Raw genomic sequence first — 24,243 nt, 5'->3', positions numbered from 1 at the left:
ACGTCGCCTACCTGACGTCGGACGAGGGGATGGCCGCTCTGTCTGCGGTCGAGGCTCGGCCGCTGACCGACCGCGTCGGCGACATCGCAAGACTGCGAGCTCAATTCGGTGAACGAACGCCGGTGCTGGTGGAGACGGTATTGCTACGACGCCGGGCCGCGGTGAAGCTTGCCGAGCTGCTGCCCGGCACCCGCGACTGGCTGTACACCGATGAGGCGCTGCAGCAGGCGAGCGCTGCGCCGGTCGCGCTGCATCGCGCAAAGCGGTTGAGCGGCAAGTTTGTTCACGATGTCACATGTTCGATCGGCACTGAATTGGCGGCGCTGCACGCCTCAGCGGCCGGCGTCCTCGGTAGCGACATAGACCCGGTGCGGCTTGCCATGGCGCGTCACAATCTCGCTGACACCATTCCGCTGAGTCGCGCCGACGCGCTGCGTCCCGTCACTCGTGACACGACGGTGGTTGCCGATCCGGGCCGGCGCAGCGGCGGCCGGCGACAGTTCAATCCGCGCGACTACCGCCCTGCGCTGGACGGCCTGCTCGAGGCGTATCGGGGACGTGCGTTGGTGGTGAAATGTGCGCCCGGAATCGATTTCGACGCCGTGACGCAGCTCGGGTTCACCGGCGAGATCGAGGTCACCTCGTATCGCGGCTCGGTGCGGGAAGCCTGCCTGTGGTCGAACGGTTTGGCTGAGCCCGGTGTGCGGCGTCGGGCCAGCATTCTCGACAGCGGGGAGCAGATCACCGACGCCCATCCGGATGACTGCCCGGTTTCGCCCGTCGGCCGATGGATCGTCGACCCCGACGGGGCGGTGGTGCGCGCGGGTCTGGTGCGGCACTTCGCCGTTCGGCACAAACTGTGGCAGCTCGACCCCAACATCGCCTACCTGTCCGGCGATCGATTGCCGACCGGGGTGCGTGGGTTCGAGGTTCTCGAGCAGCTTCCCTTCGATGAACGGCGCCTACGCCAGGAGCTGGCGAGGATGGACTGCGGGTCTTTGGAAATCCTGGTGCGAGGCGTTGACGCCGACCCCGACGTGCTGCGACGCCGAATGACTCTGCGCGGCAGCCAATCTCTGACGGTCGTGCTGACCCGAATCGGGTCGGGCGCCATCGCCCAGGGGACCGCGTTCGTCTGCCGTCCGTCGCGTTGACGACCCGGCCGGGTCGACGACCACCGCCTGCTGGTCTGAAGCGGTGGTCGCCGACACCGGGCGGGCTAGAACAGCGTCGTGAGCTCGGTCCAGAAGTTGGCGCCGTCCGCGGCCGCTGACCCACCGTCGAACGCGGCCAGCAGTTCGGTTAACCAATTGCCGCTGTCCGCTGTCGCCGATCCGCCGTCGAATGAGGCCAGCAGTTCGGTGAACCAGTTGCCGCTGTCCGCTGCAGGTGATCCGCCGTTGAGCAATGAGAGGCTCTCGGATGCCGCCGGAAATCCGACAGGATCCCCGGTGGGGTCGTAGACGTGGACGTTGTCGCCGATGGCATTGGCGACGTGGTTGCTGCTGCTGTCCCATCCCGCCAAGGCGATGGCACCCGAGCCTTCGGCGTGGGCGGTGTTGAAATTGCTGTCATAGATCGCAGTTCCGTCCCCAGCACCTGCCTGGGCAATGGCGTTGTCGCCGTTAGCGATCGCCGTGTTTCCACTGCCCCAGGCGGCTTGTGCAGAGCTGAAGTAACCAGTGGCTGAGGCGTAATTGAACGATCCGGTGTCTCCTACGACAGCGGTGCTGCGGTCACCCATCGCCGAGGCGTAGTTGAAGAATCCGCTCATCGCGTTGGCGTCGGAATACTGACCGTGAGCGATCGAGATGTTCCCGAAGCTCGACTCCGCGCTGGCAGTCCCGAGCTGGAGCAGATTGATCCCGCTGATGGACACCGCGAAGTTGGAGTAGTCATCCGGCAGGGTCGCCGGGGTGACCGACGCCGCCGCCACTGCGCCGAAGTCGGGCAGGTACGCGCCGATGTCGGTGCCGTTGATGGAGTCTGCGAAGGCGACGGCGGGAGTCGATGCGAGCGCCGCACCAAAACCCAATCCGATCGCGATGATGCCGGCGCGCCGTGTCCGGTGTGAATTTTTCATCGTGTTCCTCTCGGTTCCTTTCGCTCGGAGGGTTGGCGTCGGCTGTCGCTCGCTGCTGCGAGTCGTCAGGTGGCGCCACCACCCGTCAGGGTTTTCTTTGGTTAATCTCAGCGAACGTTAAGGTCGCCGCGCTTGACGCTAAGTCGCTTGCGGTGTGGTCGATACAGGGATTTCCCTCGCTTCTCACCGGAATTTGGTGTGTACGGCAAGTGAGGGTTTGGCAGCGCGGGGGCGATCAACCTGAGAGTGGGAGCTCGGCGCCGACCAGTGGAGGTGCCCGGGGCTCAGTCGCACGTCACCCGTCGAAACAAGTCGGACGTCGAATTTGCTCGGACCTTCGTCAGCTACCTCGGCGCCGAGCGAGGCGACAAGCCGTTCATCGCAGGTCGACGATCTATCCAGGTCACAAATCAACGTCAGCTTGCTAACTCATACCGGTTTCTCAGGTAACCTGGTTTTAACAAGCGCAGCCGATCTTTCCGGCAGCCGACCTCAATCTCCGCTTGAAGGGACGGTCCACGTGAACGGTCACGGATTTGCCCGTGTGCGATGGGGGGCGCTTGGCTTGGCGGCTGGCGCAATAGTCGGACTGACACCGACAAGCACGGCGTATGGAGCGGTCGACTCGATCGCACGCCCACCCACCACGATGATCATCAGCACCGTCGAGCTCGTTGCCCAGCAGGGCGGCCCGTGTGAAAAAACTCGCCGACCGGCCTGTAACCGCCCCGGCCGGCGTTCGACGCACAAATAGCCCCACGCGGCTTTTCGCTTACGGCGAAATTTTTTGCCATGCACTCCGGGGATGCTCGTCCAGGGCCTGGTAATTGCCCCGACCGATCGTTCAGCTCCGGAAACTGGGCCGGACGCTCCGAATGTTCGAACACAACTTCCGTGCCGATGGCCGGTATCCCTCAGGATGATCTTGATCTAAAACTGGTCGCCGGGGGTGCAAAACCATACCGGCTACCGCTGATCGGTTTATAAAGCCTGCCAATGTACGTTTTTCCGACGCTCGGGGGTACCGGAGTTTCGCTTAATGCACCTGAAGAAGGGCTGAAGACTTTTTCTCGAATTAATAGACTTTGTTCGAACAAAATTGACGCGCGCGCATAGGCTTACTCCACTCGGCGCGGTGGGCGCCGATTTTTGGTGGCATGCCCTATTTGGCGTGTTCGGGGGAAAGGGAAACAATGAAACGCACGCGTGTTTCGGCGCGGCTGGGAATGCTGGCCGTGGGTCTGGGTGTGGGTGGAGCGCTGGCTGCAGTTCCAGGTTCTGCTTCAGCTGACGCCGGGGACTGGGCTCCTGTTGTTGATGGCACCGTGTCGCTTCTCGCCGCCGCACCCGGTGACACGCTCGACCTCGGTTCGTTCTTTCCCGATTTGAACATGGCCATTTCCTTCAACGGGATGGACCTGTTCGAGAGCGGCTCGGCCGATGCGGACTCGTCCGGACTCGGCTCCTTCGCATTCGCCTACGGCGCTGATTCGAATGCCGTCGCGACCGGCGCCGGTAACGTCGCGACCGTTTACGGGTCCAACTCGTCCGCCATCGCCGGCGGTGACGGTGCAACCGGCAACTCTGCTTTCGTACTGGGTGACAACTCTTCAGCGTTCGCCGGCGGAGCCAGTTCAAGTGGGAACATCGCGGGCGTATACGGCCTGGACAGCCATGCATTCGCCGGCGGAGTCGGCGCCAACGCCGGCAACCTGAACATCGCCGGTGTGGTCGGCGATCACGGCGGTGCCACGGCCGGTTCCAGCAGTGCGGCCGCCGGCAGTTTCAACATCGCCTACGTCGAGGGGAACAACGTCGGAGACGCCAACGCGACCGGTGCCAGCAACCTGATCGACATCAACAAGTTCTACGACAACTGGGGGATTCCGACCGCTCCCAGCGCTGCCGCGGCCGCCGACAGCACGCCGTCCTCCGAACTGCTGTCTGGGGACAGCTCGGGTTGGCTGTCAGACGCCAACGCCTTCTGGTCGCAGCTTCTCTCCGGTGACACCCAAGCCGCTCTCACATCGGGCACCAACTTCTGGAACGAACTGCTCGGCGTCTCGGACACCTCATCGGTCGCGACGGACAGCAGCAACTGGTGGACCGATCTGCTCGGGGGTTCCGGCGCAGTGACGGACAGCACCACCTGGTGGACGGACCTGCTCGGTGGTGCGGATGCGTCGAGCTTCCTGACGGACAGCACCAGCTTCTGGACGGACCTGCTGGGTGGTGCGGATGCGTCGAGCTTCCTGGCCGACAGCACCAGCTTCTGGACGGACCTGCTGACGGCCTTCGACGGAGCCGGTGTCGCCGCCGACGCCAGCACCTTCTGGACCGACCTGGCCGGACTGTTCTAAAAGCCCGCCTGCCGGGTCGGCGGCCGCCGTTAGGGAGGACGGTGGCCGCTGACCTGGGCAGGCGCTCATCAGCACAACGTTTGCAATTCGTCACGACGGGGGCCAGGTACGCTGGCGAGACGGCATTTCAGCCGTTCTGAGTCTGCGAGGACAAGTCGACCGATGCGCAATATGATGGCGGCCGCCCTGGTAGCCGGCGGGGCCGTGCTGGGCTGGCCGGGCGGTGCCGTCGCCGCCGCTGACTCGGTTTGCGCCAACTTCGGCGGTGTCGTCCAAGAAGACCAGATGTGCAGCGTGCACACCGCCACCACCACCTACACGCTCAACATGACGTTCCCGGTGGACTATCCCGACCAGGCGCTGACCGAATTCGTCAGCCAGAATCGGGACGGCTTCGTCAATGTTGCACAGACGTCGTCGCAAACTTCCGGCCCGCGTGACGTGCCGTACCAAATGGAAGTCACCTCCGAGCAGTACCACTCCGGACAAGCCCCCGGTGGCACTCGAAGTGCGGTCCTCAAGGTGTTCGAAGATTTGGGCGGACCGCGCCCATCGACCTTCTACAAGGGCTTCAATTACGACACCGCCGGGCAAAAGGCGATCACCTTTGACACGCTTTTCGCGCCGAATACAAAACCGCTCGATTCGATTTATCCGATTGTTCAGCGGGAAGTCGGCAAACAGACCGGATTGGGCGCCGCAATTTCACCCGGCTCGGGACTGGACGCGGCCCATTATCAGAACTTTGCCATCACCGATGACGAGCTGATCTTCTACTTCGCGCCGGGGGAGCTGTTGCCCTCGCTGGCCGGTGCGAGCCAAGTGCATGTCCCTCGCAACGCCATTCCACCCTTGGCGGTCAAGGGCTGAATCGGACCGGCCTGACTCGGCTCAGCTCGGAGCGAAGCTGTACACCTGGCCGTCGCTGGTCGCGGTGACGACGCGGCGATCGCGGCCGATCGAAACGCCGACGGGATAGCCGGTCGCGTCGGGCAGCGGGTAGCTGTTGAGGGTTCGTCCACTGCCCGGATCGAACACCAGGAGCGCCATACCGCGAGCGCCTTCGCCTGGCCCCCCGGTCACCACCGCGTAGCCGACACCGCTACCGGCCAGGCTCGACGTCGACAGGGGGCTGACGTCGTTGCGTCGCCACATCTCCTGCGCGTGGTCGCCCGCGTCCTTGACCGCGACGAGTCGGGTGTCGGGGCCGCCGCCCGCCACGATCAGCCCGCCTGGCGTCACCGATGGCGGTGTCTGAGCCAGGAACTTCAGCGGGACCGACCATTTCGGCCTACCGTCCGCGGCGTGCAGCGCCCACAGTCGCTCGTCACGACCGTTGACATAGATGGTCGACCCATCGGCGGACATGACCGGGCTGGCCTGGACCCCGGCGGCGACGGCATTGCTGGTCCACTCCCGGGTCAGCAGCGGATTCTGGCCCGGGTGGTATTTCAGTGCGACCAGAACCGGTGTCGGGGCGCCGGGCTCCCACAGCCCGACCACGATCAGCCCGCTCGCTTGGGAGAATGCGGGCGCGGCCGGCACCGGGCAGCCCTCTTTGGCCGGCCCGCAGTCAGCGAGCCCACGGTTGAAATCGCTGGGATCGACGTTGTCGACCAGATCTATCGCGTTGCCGACCACCGTGCCGCGGTGGCCTTCGAATACCTGCACCTGCCCCAGGTGTGTCACCACCAATACCTGGCCATCGCCGAGAATCCTTGGCGTGGAGGGCATTCCCATCACCGGTCGGCGCCACCGAATCCACTGGGTGACCGGGAACGACAGGAAAGCGCCCGGCTGGCCGACGTAGAGATTGTCGAACCCGTCGAACAACGGGCTCGCGTTTCCGCCTCCTTGATGAAGTCGGGTGCACCAGCGCTGCCGACCGTTGTTGTCGTTCTCCCACTCCATCAGCGAACAGCCGCCAGGGGTCTGGGCGTTCGCAGCGAGCCAGTTGCGCGAGCTGAGCGCGACCGATGACGCCAGTGAACCCTTGACCGAGCGGGTCCAGCGCAGGCTCAACTTGTCCGCGCCAGGCGTCGGGCGGTAGCTGCTGTTGGCCGCGTCACCGTACTGGGCGGGCCAACCGTCCGCCGGCACGGTGTCGACCCAGGTGTCGGTGTTGCCACAACCCGATGCCGCCGCTGCGAGAAGTACGGCCGACGCCACCGACGTCCAACGCCGCAGCACGCGGCGGGGGATGAGCCACGACACGGTGTAGCTTCCCGATCCTTCCCGGAACGCGATGGCACGGTGGCCATCAGCAGAATTCGAGTACAGCCGAGGGTAACCTGCGCAAGCTCGGGTAGGGCCGATTGCCCGGCGCGCCTTCGCTCCGCAGTAGGCTTTCCGGCCATGACGAGCATGTGGGGCGCACCGATCCACCGCCGCTGGCGGGGATCGAATCTGCGCGACCCGCGCCAGGCCAGGTTCCTCACGCTGGCTTCGCTGAGATGGGTGCTGCGCAATCGCGCGTACACGCCGTGGTACCTGGTGCGCTATTACCGATTGCTGAAGTTCAAGCTGGCCAACCCGCACATCATCACCCGCGGAATGGTGTTCATCGGCAAGGGTGTCGAGATCCACGCCACGCCGGAGCTGGCCCAGCTCGAGATCGGGCGATGGGTGCACATCGGCGACAAGAACACCATTCGCGCGCACGAGGGTTCGCTGCGATTCGGTGACAAGGTCGTGCTGGGCCGCGACAACGTGATCAACTGCTACCTCGACATCGAACTCGGCGACTCGGTGCTGATGGCCGATTGGTGCTACATCTGCGATTTCGACCACCGCATGGAAGACATCACCCTGCCGATCAAAGACCAGGGCATCGTCAAGTCCCCGGTGCGGATCGGGCCTGACACCTGGGTCGGGGTGAAGGTTTCGGTACTGCGCGGCACTGCGATCGGGCGGGGCTGCGTGCTGGGGTCGCACGCCGTCGTCAGGGGTGAGGTGCCGGACTACTCGATCGCGGTCGGGGCCCCGGCGAAGGTGGTCAAGAACCGGCAACTGGCGTGGGAGACTTCCGCAGCGCAGCGCGCCGAATTGGCTGCCGCGCTGGCCGATATCGAGCGCAAGAAGGCCGCCCGCTAGTTGAGGTTCTGATAGCGGCGCAGCGCTTCGGTGCGTTCGGCGCTGTGGTCGACGATCGGTTCGGGGTAGCCGGCCGGGCGATTGCCCTTGGTCAGCGTGACGTCCGTTGCGTCGGCGAGTTCGGACACCCAGCGGCGCACGTAATCGCCTGATGGATCGAACTTCTCGGCCTGCCGGGTCGGATTGAACACCCGGAAGTAGGGCGCGGCATCGGTGCCGCACCCCGCCGACCACTGCCAGCCGTGCTGGTTGCTGGCCATGTCGCCGTCGACCAGTTGATCAAGGAAATGGCGCGCCCCCCACTGCCAGGGCAGGTGTAGGTCTTTCACCAAGAACGACGCGACGATCATCCGTACCCGGTTGTGCATGAAACCGGTGTCGCGCAATTGGCGCATGCCGGCGTCGACGATGGGAAAACCGGTTTCGCCCGCTTTCCAGGCCTGGAATTTCTTCTCGGCTTCCTTGTCCGAGTCGATTTCGATGGCATCGAAGTCTTTGTTCCAGTTCCACCAGACACTCCTCGGCCAGTGGTGCAGTACCGCCGCATAGAAGTCGCGAAAAGCCAACTCCCGCAGAAAAGCTCGCGCGCCTGCACGCCGTTGGTCCAAGTCGGCCGCCATGGTCCGCGGGTGGATCGTCCCGAAATGGAGGTGGGCCGACATCCGGCTGGTGCCGCCGTCGGTGCTCGGCGTGTTGCGGTCTTCGCCGTAATTCTCGAGTCCTTTGGCCAGAAATTTCTTCCACTGCTCACGCGCGGCGGCCTCGCCGGCGGGCAGATCCAGGTCTGCACCCGGGTCGGGTATCTCCACCGGTTCGGCCCGTTTGCCCAACTGCTCGGGGTCGACCCACTGTGCGGACTTGGCCGTCGATCGCGCCGCGGCCCGCCAGCCCATGTCGCGCCATCGGCCGAAGAACGGCGTGAACACTTTGTAGGGTTCGCCGTCGTCTTTGGTCACGCGTCCCGGCGATACCAGATATGGCGATCCCGTCGCCACCAGAGGTATGGCGCCCAAGGCCTCGCGAACCCGGTCGTCGCGTCGTCGGCCGTACGGTGAGAAATCCTCGGAGATGTGCACCGACGGGGCATCGATTTCCTTGGCCAGCGCCGGAATTCGTTCTTCTGCCCGGCCGCGGGTCACCAGTAGTCGACCATCCAGATCGTCGCGCAGCCGCCGAAGCGAGTCGCACAGAAACTGCATCCGCCGGTCGCCGGATGAAGCCTCCAGCCGAGGGTCGAGCACGAAACACGCCAAGACGTCGTCGCTGTCGGCGGCGGCACGCAGCAGTGGCGGGAGGTCGCGCAGTCTGAGGTCGCGACGGAACCACAACAGTGCGGGCATCAGCGGATCACCTGAGTCATCGGCGGTTGAGTACCCAAATATGCCCAGACATCAATGTGGCGAACGCGCACCACAGCGGATACGGCGAGAGTGCCACCCCGGCCCGTGTATCGGCCGCAGCCGTCCGTCGGACCAGGTCGGCGCTGCTGGCAGCCAACACCGCTGCACCCACTGCCGAGGCGCCCAGCTTCTGGTACTTGAAGAAGAGCCAGCTCCAGCCGGCGTTCAGGATCAGGTTCGCGGCGAGCGCGACCGTGTAGCTACGGGCCTCGTCGTGTCGGCCGGCAGTACGCAGGCGGTCGATGGCCGTGGCGGACGTCACCGCGATGTCGGCGTAGAGCGTTGTCCATGCGATCGGGAACACCTCGTTGGGCGGTACGTAACGCGGTTTACGGAGCTTGGAGTACCACCGCGTGATCTGGGGTTGGCTGGCCACACTTCCGATACCAGCGGTCGCGCCGACGGCGAGGGTCGTTGCTGCGAGCGTCTGTTTGTTCACCTTGAAATCCCTTCGACTCGGCGATTCTTTCAGTCAATTAAGTATTAATCAACTGAAGTAAAGCTCATATGCAGATAAGCTGGTCGGGACATGAGCCACGAAGAGACCGCAGGCGACCGGGCCGCACTCGAGCAGCAGATATCGGCGTATCTGCGCGTCATGACCGCGGAATCCGAACAGATCGGTCGGGCCTTCGCCGCGGTACATGACGTGCGGCCCACCGACTTTCGGGCGCTCATGCACGTCATGGTCGCCGAGACCGCGGGTGAGCCGGTCACCTCGGGCGAATTGCGGCAGCGGATGGGCCTCTCGGGTGCGGCCATCACCTACTTGGTCGACCGGATGATGGCGTCCGGGCACATCACCCGTGAGTCCGATCCGGCGGACCGGCGAAAAGTCATCCTGCGCTACTCCGACTCGGGGCTCGCGACCGCACGCGCATTCTTCGCTCCGCTGGGGAGCCATTCGCACGACGCGATGGCGGTGTTGCCGGACTCCGACCTGGTGGCAGCCAGTCGGGTGTTCACCGCCTTGATCGAGGCGATGCGGCGATACCAAGATGATCTGGCATCCTTCAAATCACTTGAGCGGTCCGACGATTGAGTGAGGCGAGAGGGGGTGCTGTGCCGACTGATTCGAACGGAATGACGACCCGTAAACGACGACACATCGACGTGTGTCTGGACGACCGGGTGACCTTCTCCGGAGTCACGACCGGACTCGAGCGCTACCGTTTGCCCTACAACGCGCTGACGCAGACCAGCCTCGCCCATATCGATCTGTCCACCCAGTTTCTCGGCGCGCCGCTGCGTGCCCCGATACTGGTCGGCGCGATGACGGGCGGCGCCGAGCTGTCGGCAACGATCAACCGGAACCTGGCCGAGGCGGCACAACTGCTCGGCGTCGGCATGATGCTGGGCTCCCAACGGATCATGCTCGACTCCGCCCTGGGTGAGCAGGCGGCATCCAGCTTCGCTGTTCGCGACGTGGCGCCGGATGTGTTGTTGTTCGGCAACATCGGGCTCGCGCAATTGACGGTGGCGGGTATCGAGGACATCTCCAACGCGCTCAAACGAGTCGGCGCGGATGCCCTTGCGGTGCACACCAATCCACTGCAGGAGGCTGTTCAGCGCGACGGCGACGGTGATTTCTCCGGTTCGATCGATCGCTTGCGCGAAGTTGCCACTGCGCTGGATTATCCGGTGTTGCTCAAAGAGGTCGGGCACGGAATCGGCACCGCTGCAGTGGCCGAGTTGACCAGTCAGTCGGGCGAATTGCCGTTGGCTGCAATCGACGTTGCCGGTGCGGGCGGAACCTCGTGGGCGAGGGTGGAGCAGTTGGTTCGCTACGGCGAGGTCCGTTTCCCGGATCTGGCGGACTGGGGCATCCCCACCGCACGAGCGATCGTCGAGGTGCGGGAGGCACTGCCCACCGTCCCATTGGTTGCCTCCGGAGGCATTCGCACCGGAATGGACGCGGCCAAGGCGCTCGCGCTGGGAGCCGACGTAGTGGCGATAGCCCGCCCCTTGCTGTCCGCGGCAATCGAATCGACTGCAGCGGTGGTCGATTGGTTGCAGCGCTTCATCGAGGAGCTGCGGATCTGCCTGCACGGCGCGGGGGCTTCTGATTTGTTGGCGCTGCGCCAGATCGGCGTCGCGCCGATCCAGTGACCCTGCCGGCCCTGAAAGCGTTGCAATCAGACGAGATTGCGCGAGGGGGCGGGTCCTGGAGGCGCCGCCGTCGTCTGCTCGACGAGGTCGCCTTCGAATGACGACATCGCTGCGATCATCGCGGTGAAGACGCGGTGCGCGGCCGCTAGGTCTTCGTCGGGCAGATCGGTGAGCGCGGCACTCAAGTGGACGCCGAGTGGTGTGAAGAATCCGTGGGCCAGTTCCATGCCGCTGGACTCGTAGCGCAGCAGCGCCTTGCGCCGATCTGCGGGATCCGATTCGCGCCGGATGTGTCCGGCGTCGATCATCCGGTCGACCAGGTAGGTGATCGCCGCGGGAGAGACATCCATCCGCTGCCGGAGCTGGGCCATCGTCAACGGCTTACCCGCGGTTTCGGCGACCATGACGTGCAGCAAAGCGTGAAAGTCATTGCCGCTCACATCGTGCCGTCGGGCGAAGTAACGGCCGATCCGGTCGGACTGTGCGGTGACCGCCCGCATGTCGGCCGACATCAGCTTCTCGAGCTGCGACCTGCTGGGAGGTGAACTGCCCATGCCCCGCTTAGTCACCCGACCGCATCCTTTTCAGCGATTCTGATCCAGGTAGACGCACCGATGGATCAGGGACGATACGCCAAAACCTTACACAATGTCGGCGCAGCTGTTGCGGCTTCCGGCCCTCCCTGGCACGCCTGGGGCTTCGGTGGCGTCCCGTGCATGCGGGGGGATCTGAATCCGCGCGTGAGACCGCCAGCGATGCAACGACGTTGGCTAGCCGCCGACGGGCGACACTTCGCCGGTGACCACGCGTTGCGCCACCTGGGCAATCGGTGTGTTGGAGTTCTGTGACATCAGCTTCAGCATCTCGAACGCCCGGGCGGCACCTACGTTGAACCGTTCCATCATCCGTCCCTTGGCCTGGCCGATGACGTCGCGTGAGGTCAGCGCGGCGCGGAACTGCTGATCACGCCGGGCCATGTTCCACACCAGCCCGGCGTGCGTCGTCAAAATCGAGCCAAGATCGACGGATCTGTCGTCGAATGCGTGCGTGCTCTCGGCGTAGAAATCCAGCGACGCCGTAGTGGCACCCTCGCGGAACATTCCCAGCGACAATATCGACCGGATCGGCGTCTGACAGAGCACCTCGTCCCGGTATCGGGGCCACCGATCGTCGTCGGTGAGATCGTCGACGCGGATGTTTTCCAGCAGTGCGCCCGCGGTCAGAGACGGTCCCTCGTGACAGTGGTTCTGAATGTCGGCCAGCACTATCGGATAGCGATCCGTTGCCGCTTCGGCCTCGCTCAGGCGACCACGCGTGCTCACCGTCACCGCCCCGTATCGAGCGCCCGGGACCGACTCCACCGCGACCGCGATCAATTGGCCCAGCAGTGCGGGAATGTCCAACGAGGTCTGTAGGTGAAGGTCGGAGACCAGGCGCGTCACGCGCAGGAAAGCGTCGGATCGCGAATCCATCGCCAGCTCTTCGGGATTGGACGAGTCCACGTTGGAGACTTTCGGCAGCGGTCTGCAGCAGACAATCAAGATTTCCGCCGCTTCAGCGCCTCTGGTTTGTGCACTGCATCCGCCCCGGTCTTGTCGCTGACGACCCGGTACTGCGGCTCGTCTTTGGACGCCCGCACTTTCCGCCCCGCAGCGGTGGTGTCGCGAGTGATCTTTTCTTCGACCGTGCCTGTGACCGTCTGACCGTGGCTCTCCCAGGCGACCTTGTCGCCCTTACTGAATTCGCTGGCTGCCATGGGGACGCCTCTCTGGAGAAGTAAGAAGACTCCTGAGGTCAGTTCGCACCACTTCGTTGCGCTGGACGCTGCTGGACCACTCAGTGAGATACAACTATAAACTTAACTATTAAGCTTGTGAAGTAGATGTTGAATGAGGGGACTTCGGCGCCGTCCGTAAAGGCCGAAACCGGGTATACCTCCCGAGCGGCGGGCAGCGCCGACTGAAATCGGAAAATCGAAGGAGTGAGCGATGCGGTGTGTCATCTTCGGTGCCACTGGTTACCTGGGTACGCGCCTCGTTCCCGAACTGCTGTCGGCCGGTCACGACGTTCGCATCATGGCCCGTACCCCCGCCAAGCTCGACGACGTGCCGTGGCGCCAGGACGTCGAGGTCGTCGAAGGTGACGTGACCGACGAACAACAGGTGCGGGAGGCGCTGGACGGCCAGGAGGTTCTCTACTACCTGGTGCACTCGATGCTGGCCGCGGACTTCGTCAAGGTCGACGCGCGCGGGGCGCGGATCGTCGCCGACGCGGCCAAGCAAGCGGGACTCTCGCGAATCGTCTACGTCGGCGGCATCATTCCCGACGAACAAGAGCTGTCGGCGCACCTCGCCTCGCGTGCCGAAGTCGGTGACTTGCTCCGAAAGTCGGGCGTACCCACCGTGGAACTACGCGCCGCGGTCATCATCGGCGCGGGCTCGGCCAGCTTCGAGATCATGCGCTACCTGACGGAGCGCCTGCCGGTGATGGTCACTCCCAGGTGGCTGCGCACCCGGGTGCAGCCCATCGCGGTGCGTGATGTGCTGTATTACCTGACCGCCTCGGCAGAGTTGCCTCCGGAGGTGAGCCGGGCCTTCGACATCGGCGGTCCCGAGACCTTCACCTACACCAAGATGAGCGCCCGCTACGCGAAAATCTCGGGCCTGCGCAAGCGCGTCGCAATCCCAGTTCCGATCCTGACGCCCCGGCTGTCCTCACACTGGGTCAACCTGATCACTCCGCTGCCCCGCGCGCTGGCAACGTCGCTGATGGATTCGCTGGAAAACGACGTCGTATGCGGCGAGCACGACATCGCCGAACACATTCCGGACCCCGACGGCGGCCTGATGCACTACGACGACGCAGTGATCGACGCGCTGGCGCGCGTGGGTGAACTCGACCTGGAGACCCGCTGGTCGCGGCCGGGTCACGAGGACCCGCCCGCGCACCCGCTGCCCACCGACCCTGCCTGGGCCGGTGGATCACTGCACGAGAAGGCGATCGAACGTTCCGTCGACGCCGATGCCGAGACGTTGTGGAAGGTCTTTGAGTCGATCGGTGACGAACACGGCTGGTCGGCAGCACCTCCGGCCTGGGCGCTTCGCGGCTGGACCGGACGAAACAACAAGAACGGCAAGCGATCACAGTCGCAGCATCATTCACTTCACGCGGGCGAGGCACTGGACTGGTGGCGCATCGAACACGTCGACAAGCCCCGGCTACTGCGGTTACGCGCAGACGTTCCGCTACCGGGCCGGCTCTGGCTGGAGTTGTCGGTGCGTGACGAGGCCCAGGGTCGCTGTCGCTATCGACAGCGAGTGGTGTTCCAGCCGTACGGACTTCCGGGTGAGTTGTTCTGGGCCGCCTCGGGCGTGCTTCGGCGGGCAGTGTTCGCCGGGATCGCCAAGGACGTCACCGCGAAGGCGAGCGCCGGCTACGTGCCGGCCCGCAGCTGATAGCGGCGCTCGGCGTACGCCACATCGTCTTTCCACAGGCGCGCCGAAGCCACTTTCATGAGCCCTGTGATGAGGGGGGCGGCACGCCGCGCGCGTTTGAATCCCGTCCGGCCCGAATGCGCGATCGTGGCTTCGATCACCGCGGTTCGCGGTCGACCGTCCGGGCCGGCACCGATGGGCGTGGCATGAGTTTCGACGACACTGCCCACGCCCTCGCCGTCGACGATCCGCATCACGATCGTGCGCGCTTCGGGACTGGTGAACTCGGCGATGGTGGGCACCCCGACGCGTCCGATGCGAAAGGTCACCGCCACCAGGAAGCTGTCCACCTCTTCGGTTGGCGTGGTCAAGACCTCGAGCTGGGTGAATGAGTATGGGTGGTACCACGCCCCGTGCCAAGGGTCGAGCCGGTTGGCGATGATGTCGGACGGTTCGCAGGTGCCGACCATGCTGGCGACTGCGTCGATGGTGTCGCCGTCCGGCCGAGCCGGAATGATCGGCTGATCACGCGGTTCCTCGCCGCCGACGCTGTCCAGCCGGACCCACGCCAGCACCCCGTCGTCGTAGCTGGGCAATGTGCGCCAACCGAATTCGTCGGTGTCGCGGCCGAGGCACAGGCCATGCCAGCGACAGATCAGCTCTCCGTCGTGAACGGCGGCGGTCGCGAGGTCGGCGCCGAGATGAGGGCAGCTGCGGGGTCCGACGCACAGTCGGGATTGCCGATCACGCCATGCGACCAGTTCGGTACCGGCGACCCGGGTGCCGAGTGGCCGGCCCGCGCGCACCTCGCGGCTGGCGGCGAACGCATACCAGTTGCCGGTCGGTCGCCGCTGTGACCGGTCGAGCGCGGCGTTGATGACGGCGGGGGAGGCGTCGGCGTAGGTGGGGCGCTGGCCTGTCCAGGTTCCGGCTGGAATCGGTTGCAGCGGCCAATCTTTGGGCCAGCGTTGTCGCACGTTGTCAGTGATGCTCATCGGGATACCTTTTCTCGGCCGGCGAGACGACGCAGCAGTGCCGATCGGCCCTGGGTGGGGACCGTGAGGAGTTCGTGGCCGGCGATTCCCCAGCGCTGCAGTACCTCGTTGGCGGCGGTCCAGCCGGTGGTGGCCGCCCGCTCCATCAGGGCGACCGGCAAGTCGATGCGCACACCGTCGCCGGCCAGCAAGAGTCCCGGCTGCGGCGTCACGACGGTCGGCCGCTGCGCATAGGTGCCCGGGGCGAACAGCGGACAGTCGTTGCGCTCCAGCGTGCGTTCGTGGACGATCTTCGCTTCGGTGGTCTCGGGGTAGAGCTTGTGCAGTTGGTCGAGCATGGCATTTTCGGGCTGCGCGGATTCGACTGCGTACGAATGCACTTCGACCACAGAGCCGCCCGTGCGTCGGGCCCAGTCAGCGGCGTCGCGCTCGTAGCGTTCCAAGACGCTGATGTTGTCGACGGGCTCGTGCCCGGAGGTCCCCAGAAAGGGCGGCCGGTCGCCGGCCACCGGACGGTCCAGCCACAGTCGCTGCACCAGGAACGGCGGCGCAGTGCGCAGCCGTTTGATCCGTGCCCGCCACATGTCGTCGCAGAGCGACGGTGACGCTTCGACGATCCGTTGCAGTCCACCGATATCGGTTGCCAGCACCACTGCGTCGGCGTCCAGACGAACACCGTCGCCGGCGTCGACGTGAAACGTCTCGCCGTCACCGCTCTCGACGCTCGCCACCGAAACACCTTGATGGAAGCGAACTCCCAAGCCCTCGAGGTAGCGCTGCAGCGGAGTCCAGAGCGCTGTGTCGAAATTGCGGTTGGCGACGTCGAAGATCAGTCCCTCGCTGGACCCGAGGAAGTAGATATGGAACATCGCAGCCAACTCCGCCGCGGACAGGTCGGTGGGGCTGGCGAAGAAGCTGCGCGAGAAGACCTCGAAGGCCAGATGTCGCGCGGCCTCGGGGAAGTTGATGCTCTTCAGGAACGTTTCGGCGTCGATGTGATCGAGTCGCTGATAGATGTCCGGCACCGACACCGCGGCAAGCGGCGCTGCTGCTCGCGCGTCGATCTTGAGAAGGTCGGCGATCCGGAATGTCGGGCTGCGCAAGGCGAATACGAGCGCGTTCCACGGCGGGGTGAGGGGAAGACCGCGGAACGAGTCCCGCCGGCCCGCCCCGTCGATGAGCGGATAGTCGTCGACCGCGGTGAGCATCGACAACGTCGGGTCGGCGCGGCGAAGCAGTGCGCGCAAGTTGTAGTACTGCCGGAAAAAGGCGTGGAAACCGCGGTTCATGGCCAGCTCGACACCGTCTACCTGGTCGGTCCAGCCGCCGACCCGACCGCCCAGGTATTGCTCGCGCTCGATCACGTCGACCGCGATGCCGCGTTCCGCCAGTCCGGTCGCCGCCGCGAGTCCCGCGATGCCTGCGCCGACTACGACGGCCCGCGGCTGTGCGGACAGCGCGTCGGCGCTGTGTCGACCTGGCGGTGCCGGGAAGACGCGGCGGTGTCGGTCGGTCATGTCGGCGCGTTGCCCAGAAATGTGTGCGCGATGTTGGCTTCCCAGCCCGGCATGGTTTCGCTGCGCACATCGACGAAGCCGGCGTCGTGCATCCGCTGCCGCAGACGGGTTGCGCCGTCGAAGGTCAACACGCTTCGCCACAGGTGCCGGTAGAGCGTCGCGTCGCGGGTCCGCAACCAGCCGGACGGAATGATGATGCCCCACGCCACCGCGTGCCAGATCGTGGTGGCGACGCGGGAGTCGCGCACCGAGTAGTCGTGCACCGCCAGCGGCGCGCCGGGTGCCAGCAGGGTACGCAGCGCCCGCAACTGGGTGTCGGGGTCGGCGAGATTGCGGATCAGGTACGCGGCCAATATCCCGTCGAACGGGCCGACGATGCCATTTTCGGCGAGACCCTCGACCGGAGTGTGGACGAAGCGCACCGACGACGGCCAGGACTTTGCGCGGGCCTGGTCGAGCATGCCGCTCGACGCGTCGATCGCGACGATCTCGGCGTGCGGCGCGACACTCAGGAGCGCCGCCGTCGACGCCCCGGTGCCACATCCCGCGTCGAGCAACCGCAATCCGCGGCCTTCGTCCGGCAGCTGCAGACGTTGGGCCGAAAGCCGAAGGTGGGCATGGTATCCCGGGCTGGTGCCGACGAGCCGGTCGTAGGCGTAAGCGCCCACGTCGAAGGCGGCGGGCACCTCGGTGCGGGGCAGGCCGGTGTTACTGACGCTCACGTTGTCGCTCCCATAGCAGCAGGACGGCGGTGACCAAGGCGAAGCCGAACAAGAAGTCTTCGATCGGGATGTCGAACGGAAACCGGATCCCACTGGTCTGCCGGTTGTCGTAGATCACGATCGGGGCGCTCAGCTTGGTCAGCCAGCCGTCGGTCAGACACTGAAATCCGATCACGATCACCATCGACAACCAGTAAGCCGGGCGGCGAAAAAGCCCGGTGCGCAACGCCAACAGCTCAAGCGCCAACACGGCCAGCACTGAGAGCACCGCCGGCAGGGTGTAGCCGACGCCGGTCATCGGCGCTTGACCGTTCGCAGGATGGCGTTCACGGCGTTGTAGGTCAGCAAGGCGCACAACGGTATCACCAGGAAGAACAAGACTTCCTCGATCGGCAGGTGGACGGGGAGCTCCACTCCGGTGACGTAGGCCGGGTTGTAGGTCCAGATGCGCAGTGCGATCGCGACCTCGTCCCACAGCACGAACACCGCCGCCACCGGTAACACCGCGCGCGCGGCTCGCCACGCCTGGCGGTACACGCCGGGACGAAAGATCTCCAGCGGCAGAGTGATCGCCAGGCACGCACCGAGCACGATCAAATACTGCCACCGGTCCATCAGGCGGCACCGAAACTGCGATCACCTGCTGCCGCCGAGTGCGTCAACCGAGCCCGCCACGACCGGACCAGACCGGCGCCGGCGACGCGCAGCCGTCGCGCATTACCGACGGACGCGCGCTGGGTGAACACCGCGAAGTCGCTGGCTTCGATGCGATCGAGGATCTCTGAGTACAGCCGCAACGCGACGTCGACGCACGGTCGTGAACGGGGTTGCAGCATCGGAACACCCTGCGCGGCGAACCGGTAGATCTGACGCGCGATGTCATGCTGCTCGGCCAGTGCGTTGCGCACCCGCGGGTCGGTCCGCCGGTTGTAGTGGCACCACATCAGTACGTCGCGATCGACGCCGTGGGCGGCGAGCTCGTCGGCCGGCAGGTAGACGCGTCCACGCACCAGGTCCTCGTCGATGTCGCGCAGGAAGTTCGTCAGCTGGAATGCCCGTCCCAGCGCCGCGGCGTGCGGTGCTGTCGCGCCACGGTCCGCGACGGTACCCAGGATCGGAAGTACTTGCAGGCCAATCGCTTCCGCCGAGCCCTTCATGTACAGGTTGATCGCGTCGCGATCCGGATAGTCGGTGATCGTCAGATCCATCCGCATCGAGGTCAGGAAGTCGTCGAACAGCTGGTCGTCGATGGCGTAGCGCCGCGCGGTGTCCCGCACCGCGGCGAGCACCGGGTTGTCCGGATGCTCGACGGGGGAGAAGAACTGGTCCGACAGCTGCTTGAGGCGAGCGGCGCGGGTCGGGGTGTCCAGGGACGGATCGAAGTCGTCGAGGATGTCGTCGGCGTAGCGCGCAAAGCCGTAAAGGGCGTGAATAGGCGGACGTTGATCCGGTGCCAGCAGGCGGGTGGCCAGAAAGAAAGTGCGCCCGTGTGCCGCGTTGAGTACCCGGCAGCGTCGGTATGCGCCACGCAGATCCGGATCGTCGATACCTGCGGCGCTCAGTTCGGTGCGGATCACGATTGGCCGGCTTTCGCAATGACGGTCCGCGCCGATCCGGTCGCGGTACCGGTGATCCGGTCGGCCGCGAGCCGGCCGGAGATCATCGCGGTAGGCACGCCGACACCGGGAACGGTCGACGATCCGGCCAAGACGGCATTGTCCACGCCGCGCACGGTGTTGGCCGGCCTGAAAGGTCCGGTCTGGGCGAAGGTGTGGGCCAGCGAGAACGGCGTGCCGGCGATCATCCCCTGCGCCGCCCAGTCCTCGGGATTCACGACGTGCAGCACCTCGGCGCCGTCTCGGAAACCTGGAATCAGCCGCGCACCAACGATATCCATGAGCTGCTCGGTGTAACTCTCGCCGATACGTGACCAGTCGACGACGCCGCGCTCGAGGTTCGGCGCCGGGGCCAGCACGTAGAACAAGTCGTGGTCGCGCGGGGCCAGGCTCGGGTCGCTGGCCGTCGGGCAGGTGACGAGCAGTGACGGGTCTCGCATCAACCGTCCGTCGCGGATGATGTCGGTGAAGGTCTGATCCCACTCCCCGCCGAAGATGATGTTGTGGTGTGCCAGACCATGATTGGCCGACGGTGACTGTCGACGGCCGATATGCGCGACCACCGCGGAGGGCGCGGGCCGTAGGCCCCCCGGGCGCCGCGGTGTGCGATCCAGCAACGAGTAAGTGGTGGGTAGCTCGGTCGTCAAGATCACGGCGTCGCAGGCTATCCGCTGCTCGGTGTCGGTGAGCACGGCCTTCACCCGGCCGCCGCTGCGCTCCAGGCCGGTCGCCGTCGCGCCGTACACGAAACGGACACCGGCGTCGGTCGCCGCCGCGGCCAGGGCGTCGGGCAGTGCGCGCATTCCACCGCGAGGGAAGTAGACGCCGGAGATGGTGTCCATGTAGGCGATCACCGCGTAGACCGCCAAGGCCTTCCGCGGCGAGACGCCGGCGTACAGCGACTGGAAGGTGAACACTCGACGTAGCCGCGAGTCGGAGATGTAGCGGTTGACCATGGTGTCCCACTTGCGGAATCCGCCCAGGGCCGTCAGGCGTGCCAGCTGTGGATTGAGCAGCGACAGTGGGGAATCGAAGTTTTCGGCGATGAACCCGTTGAACTCGGTGTGGTACAGCCGGGTCAGCCAGTCGCGCAGCTTGCGGTAGCCCTCGGCCTCTGCGGCGCCGGCGAACTGGGCGATCGCATTCGCCATCAGATCGGCGTCGCTGTGTACGTCGATGCTGCTGCCGTCGGCGAACTGCGCACGATAGGCGGGGTCAACCGTGATCAAATCGAGGCGGTCAGACAGGTTTTCACCTACCGCGGCAAAGGCCTCGTCGATGATGTCGGGCATGGTGAGAACCGTTGGGCCGGTGTCGAGCTGGTAGCCGTGAATGTCGGCGCGACCGGCGCGTCCGCCGGGCCAGTCCTCCCGCTCGACCACGGTCACCTCGCGTCCGCGCCCGGCCAGATGGAGCGCGGCCGTCAGACCGGACAGGCCGGCGCCGACGACGACCACGTGACCGGTCGGCCCCTTCACGGTGCGCATCAGTCGGCCCGCTCCGTGCAGACGGCGGCCATGTTGGTCAACGCCGCCCGTACCGGATCGCCGATTCTCAGCTGGTCGAGCTCATTCAGTGCCGACGTGACTCGGTCGTCGATGGTGTCCTCGATCCATTGCACGGCGCCGGTCGCCACGATCACGGCCCGCCATCGTTCGATGGCGCTGTCATCGAGATTGCCCGCGTTCATCAGTTCATTCAACTCTTGTCGTGTCGTCAGGTCGGCCAGCTGGTGTGCGGCGATGACCACGCTGGTCGCCTTGCGTTCGATGAGGTCCTGACCCTCGGGTTTGCCGGTCACCGCCTGGGAGCCGAACACCCCGAGCAGATCGTCGCGCAGTTGGAAGGCCTCACCGACCGCTTCGCCGTAGCGGCCGAGCCCGGACACCGTGCGATCGCTGCAGCTGCTCATGGCCGCGCCGATCTCGAGAGGGCGCCGCACCGTGTAGTTGCCCGACTTGCGCCGCGCCACCTCCAACACTGCGTCCATCGACGGCAGGTCGCGTATGTCGTTTGCCAGATCGGCGAATTGGCCGACGGCGAGTTCGGTGCGCATGGCGTCATAGCGCGGCCATGCCTGCTGCAGACTCCGGTACTCGAGGCCGCTTTCGCGCAGCATCTGCTCGGCCCAGATCAGGCAGAGATCGCCCAGCAGAATGGCCGCCGATTCGCCGAATCGGTCTGCCGGACCAGACAGATTCTGCTTGCGATGCCACTGGCTGAACTGAATGTGCGCTGCCGGGCGGCCCCGGCGGGTCGAGGCCGCGTCCATGACGTCGTCCTGGAGCAGGGCGAACGCGTGCAGCAACTCCAATCCGGCGGAGGCGAACAATGCTTCGTCACTGTCTGGGCAACCGGCCAGCCAGCCCAGGTACATGTAGGTCGAGCGCAGGCACTTCCCACCGGCCACGAAATTCACCAGGATGTCGCCGGCGATTTCGACGCCCGACTCGGCCAGTTCCGCCGAGCACCGCCCGTCCACGAAGTCGCTGACATGGTCGAGAACCTTGCGGCGCAACCCAACTCGCCACGCCTCGAACTTCACGGGATCCGACCACGACTGCTGGTCCAGCTCGGCAGGCGCCACGGATGGGGCTAGAGAGAGTGCACGCACCTCGCCCACTTAGAAGGCCCCTCTCGAACGGTCAGCCGGTAAACCGCCGGCACGGTTCGGTTTCACGCTTACCTCCTACGTCGCGAACACAAACACGTTTGCGCTGCTCACGCAGGTTCGCTTCACAAGATTAAACTTTAACTTACTGAACATATGCCCGCCTCGCCAGCGGGATATCTCACCTAGGGTGGGGACGAGTAGCACCGGCAAGTATCGGCGCGGAGCGAGGCGATGAAGAGGAGCGGCGAAAGATGAGCGCATCTCGACGTGAACGGGACGCACTGGTGGCGACGTTTCGCGAGGTGGGCCCGGATGCGCCCACCCTCTGCGAGGGCTGGAACACCACTGATCTCGCCGCTCACCTGGTGGTCCGCGAACGCCGCCTGGACGCCACCCTGGGGATTGCGGTTCCGTTCCTGGCCGACTACACCGCCGGGGTCCAGGACAAGACCGCCACATCGAACACCTGGGACGCGTTGGTCGACCAGGTGGCATCCGGGCCGCCGCTGTATTCGCCGTTCAAGCTGCTGGACCCCGTCGCCAATCTCGGCGAGATGTTCATCCATCACGAGGACGTCCGCCGTGCGGTCGATGGCTGGGAGCCACGGGTGCTCGACGAAGCCACCGCCGTACCGCTGCGTCGCCAGCTCGCGCTGATGAGCCGAATCATGTTGCGAAAGCTGCCCGCTCAGGTGTCCCTGGAGACTCCGGCCGGCGAGCGGATCGCCCGCGTCGGCCGTGGTGACCCCGTGACCATCACCGGTGAGCCGCAGGAGCTGTTGCTGTTCGTCGCGGGCCGCGACGCCGTGCGCGTCCACTTCGACGGAGACGCGCCGGCCGTCGAGGCGGTGCGGGCGGCGCCGCGCGGTCTCTAGCCCTTGCCCAGCAGGTGCCGCAGCGTCTGTTCCAGGTCGGGACGGCGGAAGTGATGATCGGCCTGCTGCAACCGGGCAGGCAGCACTCGCTGATTCGCCAGCGCGAGTTCACGCGCACCCTGCTCGCCGAGCAGCACTTTCGGCCCCAGTGGCGGTACCGGTAGCAGCGCCGGCCGGCGCAACACATGCGCCAGCACGTTGGTGTAGTCGACGTTGCGCACCGGTTCGGCCGCCACCGCGTTGACCGGCCCGGACAGTTCGGTATCCCACAGCGCCCGGTGGTAGATGTCGACGAGGTCGTCGATGCCGATCCATGAGAACCACTGCTGGCCGCTGCCGAGTCGGCCGCCGAGTCCAGCCGCGAACAGCGGTCGAAGCAGCTTGAGTGTGCCGCCGGCGGGGGATTGCACGATCCCGGTTCGCACCCGCACCACGCGGATGCCGGCCTCCTCGGCCGGCGCCGTCGCGTCCTCCCAGTCGGAGACCACGTCAGCCAGGAACCCGTCGCCGCGTTCGCTGCTCTCGGTGAGCGACTCTTCGCCACGGTCGTAGCCGTAGAACCCGATCGCGGACGCGCTGACCAGCGTTTTGGGTCCGTCGGTCGACTGCGCGATCAGCTCGGCCAGCCGGCGGGTCGGCCCGATGCGGCTGTCGCGGATCGCGGCGCGGTGCTCATCGTTGAACCGACCGGCGATCGAGGCTCCGGCCAGATGGACCACTGCGTCGGCGCCGGCCAGTAACTCCGGATCCGGGTCGTCTGGATTCCATTGTCTTTCATCGGGTCCGGCGGTCGAATGCCGCACCAAACGAATCACCCGGTGGCCGCCGGTCGACAGAAAGGCGGCCAGCTGAGCGCCGACGAGTCCGGACGCGCCGGTGATTGCGACGGTGATCGGGCTCAGCCCGCGGGCGGCCGCCTCCCGGTGTGCCGCGAAATCATCGGCCAACTGTTGGTGCCGGTAGCGGAACATCGACCGCAGCGCGGCCGCGGGGACAGGCGTATCGACCCGGTCGATCACGCGCGTCCGTTCGCCGTCGACCTCCTCGAAGTCATGGGTGTGCCGCCAACGCACGGCCAGCTTGGCAGGCAGGGAGGCGAGGCCGTCGGCTCCGATGGCGTCGACGAAGCGGCGCGGCGGGTCGTAGTCGTCCGGTTGGTGCTCGGCTACCCAGCGCAGACCGCCGGGCAGCGCGAGTTCGGCCCGTCCGTTCTCCAGCGAGTCGGCCTCGGCGATCAGCCGCATCGGTGACCACGGCGGAGTGAGCCGGGTGAACGCACCCGGCCGGCCATGCCAGTCGAATACGTCGTAGATGGGTGCGTCGATCACACTCGAATACTCAAGTCCCATGAGGCCGACGGTACCCGCGCCCGGAATATCGGCCGACAGTTCCACCGGTCGTTGCGAGAGCCCCGGCCCGGCGCCG

Annotated in this window: 24 protein-coding genes; 8 read left to right on the top strand and 16 right to left on the bottom strand. The window is 65.7% G+C overall.

Annotated features, from left to right (window positions below):
• Nucleotides 1–29 precede the first annotated feature (29 nt).
• Nucleotides 30–1,154 (top strand): THUMP-like domain-containing protein, encoded by a 1,125-nt coding sequence (locus ACZYW1_RS03830; protein ID WP_463787665.1) that lies wholly within the window; start codon nucleotides 30–32, stop codon nucleotides 1,152–1,154.
• 65 nt (nucleotides 1,155–1,219) lie between these two features.
• Here the strand turns inward: ACZYW1_RS03830 and ACZYW1_RS03825 are convergent, their stop codons facing one another.
• On the bottom strand, nucleotides 1,220–2,083 hold the full coding sequence (locus tag ACZYW1_RS03825; protein WP_463783409.1) for a hypothetical protein: 864 nt from the start codon (nucleotides 2,081–2,083) through the stop codon (nucleotides 1,220–1,222).
• 1,325 nt (nucleotides 2,084–3,408) lie between these two features.
• On the opposite strand from ACZYW1_RS03825, the gene ACZYW1_RS03820 reads away from it, so the two are divergent.
• Both ACZYW1_RS03820 and ACZYW1_RS03815 read left to right on the top strand, forming a co-directional pair.
• Nucleotides 3,409–4,443: a hypothetical protein gene (locus ACZYW1_RS03820; protein WP_463783408.1), complete on the top strand. Its 1,035-nt coding sequence runs from the start codon at nucleotides 3,409–3,411 to the stop codon at nucleotides 4,441–4,443.
• Nucleotides 4,444–4,605: 162 nt separating this feature from the next.
• Nucleotides 4,606–5,313 carry an esterase gene (locus ACZYW1_RS03815; protein ID WP_463783406.1) on the top strand — a complete coding sequence of 236 codons (708 nt, stop codon included), beginning with the start codon at nucleotides 4,606–4,608 and terminating at the stop codon, nucleotides 5,311–5,313.
• A gap of 21 nt (nucleotides 5,314–5,334) precedes the next feature.
• Here the strand turns inward: ACZYW1_RS03815 and ACZYW1_RS03810 are convergent, their stop codons facing one another.
• Nucleotides 5,335–6,612, bottom strand: coding sequence for an outer membrane protein assembly factor BamB family protein (locus tag ACZYW1_RS03810; RefSeq protein ID WP_463787664.1), 1,278 nt, complete (start codon nucleotides 6,610–6,612; stop codon nucleotides 5,335–5,337).
• Nucleotides 6,613–6,798: 186 nt separating this feature from the next.
• Here ACZYW1_RS03810 and ACZYW1_RS03805 point away from each other — a divergent pair, with 186 nt between their 5' ends.
• Complete coding sequence (locus tag ACZYW1_RS03805; RefSeq protein ID WP_463783404.1) at nucleotides 6,799–7,536, top strand: acyltransferase; 738 nt, start codon at nucleotides 6,799–6,801, stop codon at nucleotides 7,534–7,536.
• Here the strand turns inward: ACZYW1_RS03805 and ACZYW1_RS03800 are convergent.
• Together ACZYW1_RS03800 and ACZYW1_RS03795 are read right to left on the bottom strand one after the other, a co-directional pair.
• The gene (locus ACZYW1_RS03800) at nucleotides 7,533–8,876 is read right to left on the bottom strand and encodes a cryptochrome/photolyase family protein (RefSeq protein WP_463783402.1); all 1,344 of its coding nucleotides are present in this window, start codon (nucleotides 8,874–8,876) and stop codon (nucleotides 7,533–7,535) included. The genes ACZYW1_RS03805 and ACZYW1_RS03800 overlap by 4 nt on opposite strands.
• Before the next feature lie 16 nt (nucleotides 8,877–8,892).
• On the bottom strand, nucleotides 8,893–9,375 hold the full coding sequence (locus tag ACZYW1_RS03795) for a TspO/MBR family protein (protein ID WP_463783399.1): 483 nt from the start codon (nucleotides 9,373–9,375) through the stop codon (nucleotides 8,893–8,895).
• A 90-nt stretch (nucleotides 9,376–9,465) separates the two neighbouring features.
• Here ACZYW1_RS03795 and ACZYW1_RS03790 point away from each other — a divergent pair, with 90 nt between their 5' ends.
• Together ACZYW1_RS03790 and fni are read left to right on the top strand one after the other, a co-directional pair.
• The gene (locus tag ACZYW1_RS03790) at nucleotides 9,466–9,978 is read left to right on the top strand and encodes a MarR family winged helix-turn-helix transcriptional regulator (protein ID WP_463783398.1); all 513 of its coding nucleotides are present in this window, start codon (nucleotides 9,466–9,468) and stop codon (nucleotides 9,976–9,978) included.
• A gap of 41 nt (nucleotides 9,979–10,019) precedes the next feature.
• Nucleotides 10,020–11,045 carry a type 2 isopentenyl-diphosphate Delta-isomerase gene (fni, locus tag ACZYW1_RS03785; protein WP_463787663.1) on the top strand — a complete coding sequence of 342 codons (1,026 nt, stop codon included), beginning with the start codon at nucleotides 10,020–10,022 and terminating at the stop codon, nucleotides 11,043–11,045.
• Between the two features lie 26 nt (nucleotides 11,046–11,071).
• Here fni and ACZYW1_RS03780 read toward each other — a convergent pair whose 3' ends face one another.
• From ACZYW1_RS03780 to ACZYW1_RS03770, 3 genes are all read right to left on the bottom strand, one after another.
• Nucleotides 11,072–11,614, bottom strand: a complete 543-nt coding sequence (locus tag ACZYW1_RS03780) for a MarR family winged helix-turn-helix transcriptional regulator (RefSeq protein WP_463783395.1) — start codon at nucleotides 11,612–11,614, stop codon at nucleotides 11,072–11,074.
• A 201-nt stretch (nucleotides 11,615–11,815) separates the two neighbouring features.
• Nucleotides 11,816–12,547, bottom strand: a complete 732-nt coding sequence (locus ACZYW1_RS03775) for a GAF and ANTAR domain-containing protein (protein WP_463783392.1) — start codon at nucleotides 12,545–12,547, stop codon at nucleotides 11,816–11,818.
• 35 nt (nucleotides 12,548–12,582) lie between these two features.
• Nucleotides 12,583–12,801, bottom strand: coding sequence for a hypervirulence associated TUDOR domain-containing protein (locus ACZYW1_RS03770; protein ID WP_463783389.1), 219 nt, complete (start codon nucleotides 12,799–12,801; stop codon nucleotides 12,583–12,585).
• Nucleotides 12,802–13,033: 232 nt separating this feature from the next.
• On the opposite strand from ACZYW1_RS03770, the gene ACZYW1_RS03765 reads away from it, so the two are divergent.
• Nucleotides 13,034–14,500: a DUF2867 domain-containing protein gene (locus ACZYW1_RS03765; RefSeq protein ID WP_463783388.1), complete on the top strand. Its 1,467-nt coding sequence runs from the start codon at nucleotides 13,034–13,036 to the stop codon at nucleotides 14,498–14,500.
• Here ACZYW1_RS03765 and ACZYW1_RS03760 read toward each other — a convergent pair.
• Genes ACZYW1_RS03760 through ACZYW1_RS03725 form a run of 8 tightly spaced genes read right to left on the bottom strand, consistent with a single transcriptional unit; the run spans nucleotide 14,479 to nucleotide 21,916 of the window.
• A complete protein-coding gene (locus ACZYW1_RS03760) occupies nucleotides 14,479–15,474 on the bottom strand; it encodes a DUF5914 domain-containing protein (protein ID WP_463783386.1) in 996 nt (331 codons plus the stop codon). The genes ACZYW1_RS03765 and ACZYW1_RS03760 overlap by 22 nt on opposite strands.
• Complete coding sequence (locus ACZYW1_RS03755) at nucleotides 15,471–16,991, bottom strand: FAD-dependent oxidoreductase (RefSeq protein ID WP_463783384.1); 1,521 nt, start codon at nucleotides 16,989–16,991, stop codon at nucleotides 15,471–15,473. Before ACZYW1_RS03755 ends, ACZYW1_RS03760 begins: the two co-directional genes overlap by 4 nt.
• Nucleotides 16,988–17,713: a class I SAM-dependent methyltransferase gene (locus tag ACZYW1_RS03750; protein WP_463783383.1), complete on the bottom strand. Its 726-nt coding sequence runs from the start codon at nucleotides 17,711–17,713 to the stop codon at nucleotides 16,988–16,990. The genes ACZYW1_RS03755 and ACZYW1_RS03750 overlap by 4 nt, the downstream gene beginning before the upstream one ends.
• Complete coding sequence (locus ACZYW1_RS03745; RefSeq protein WP_463783381.1) at nucleotides 17,700–18,011, bottom strand: lycopene cyclase domain-containing protein; 312 nt, start codon at nucleotides 18,009–18,011, stop codon at nucleotides 17,700–17,702. The genes ACZYW1_RS03750 and ACZYW1_RS03745 overlap by 14 nt, the downstream gene beginning before the upstream one ends.
• Nucleotides 18,008–18,331 carry a lycopene cyclase domain-containing protein gene (locus ACZYW1_RS03740; RefSeq protein WP_463787662.1) on the bottom strand — a complete coding sequence of 108 codons (324 nt, stop codon included), beginning with the start codon at nucleotides 18,329–18,331 and terminating at the stop codon, nucleotides 18,008–18,010. The genes ACZYW1_RS03745 and ACZYW1_RS03740 overlap by 4 nt, the downstream gene beginning before the upstream one ends.
• On the bottom strand, nucleotides 18,328–19,290 hold the full coding sequence (locus tag ACZYW1_RS03735) for a phytoene/squalene synthase family protein (protein WP_463783380.1): 963 nt from the start codon (nucleotides 19,288–19,290) through the stop codon (nucleotides 18,328–18,330). The genes ACZYW1_RS03740 and ACZYW1_RS03735 overlap by 4 nt, the downstream gene beginning before the upstream one ends.
• Nucleotides 19,287–20,837 carry a phytoene desaturase family protein gene (gene crtI, locus ACZYW1_RS03730; protein ID WP_463787661.1) on the bottom strand — a complete coding sequence of 517 codons (1,551 nt, stop codon included), beginning with the start codon at nucleotides 20,835–20,837 and terminating at the stop codon, nucleotides 19,287–19,289. Before crtI ends, ACZYW1_RS03735 begins: the two co-directional genes overlap by 4 nt.
• The gene (locus ACZYW1_RS03725; protein ID WP_463783379.1) at nucleotides 20,816–21,916 is read right to left on the bottom strand and encodes a polyprenyl synthetase family protein; all 1,101 of its coding nucleotides are present in this window, start codon (nucleotides 21,914–21,916) and stop codon (nucleotides 20,816–20,818) included. The genes crtI and ACZYW1_RS03725 overlap by 22 nt, the downstream gene beginning before the upstream one ends.
• Before the next feature lie 278 nt (nucleotides 21,917–22,194).
• Here ACZYW1_RS03725 and ACZYW1_RS03720 point away from each other — a divergent pair, with 278 nt between their 5' ends.
• On the top strand, nucleotides 22,195–22,818 hold the full coding sequence (locus tag ACZYW1_RS03720; RefSeq protein ID WP_463783377.1) for a TIGR03085 family metal-binding protein: 624 nt from the start codon (nucleotides 22,195–22,197) through the stop codon (nucleotides 22,816–22,818).
• Here the strand turns inward: ACZYW1_RS03720 and ACZYW1_RS03715 are convergent.
• Nucleotides 22,815–24,167 (bottom strand): TIGR01777 family oxidoreductase, encoded by a 1,353-nt coding sequence (locus ACZYW1_RS03715; RefSeq protein ID WP_463783376.1) that lies wholly within the window; start codon nucleotides 24,165–24,167, stop codon nucleotides 22,815–22,817. The two genes, ACZYW1_RS03720 and ACZYW1_RS03715, sit on opposite strands and share 4 nt — an antisense overlap.
• Nucleotides 24,168–24,243 lie beyond the last annotated feature (76 nt).

The organism is Mycobacterium sp. IDUB_36 (genome assembly GCF_055419225.1).
This window is presented reverse-complemented; position numbering and strand designations above follow the sequence as displayed.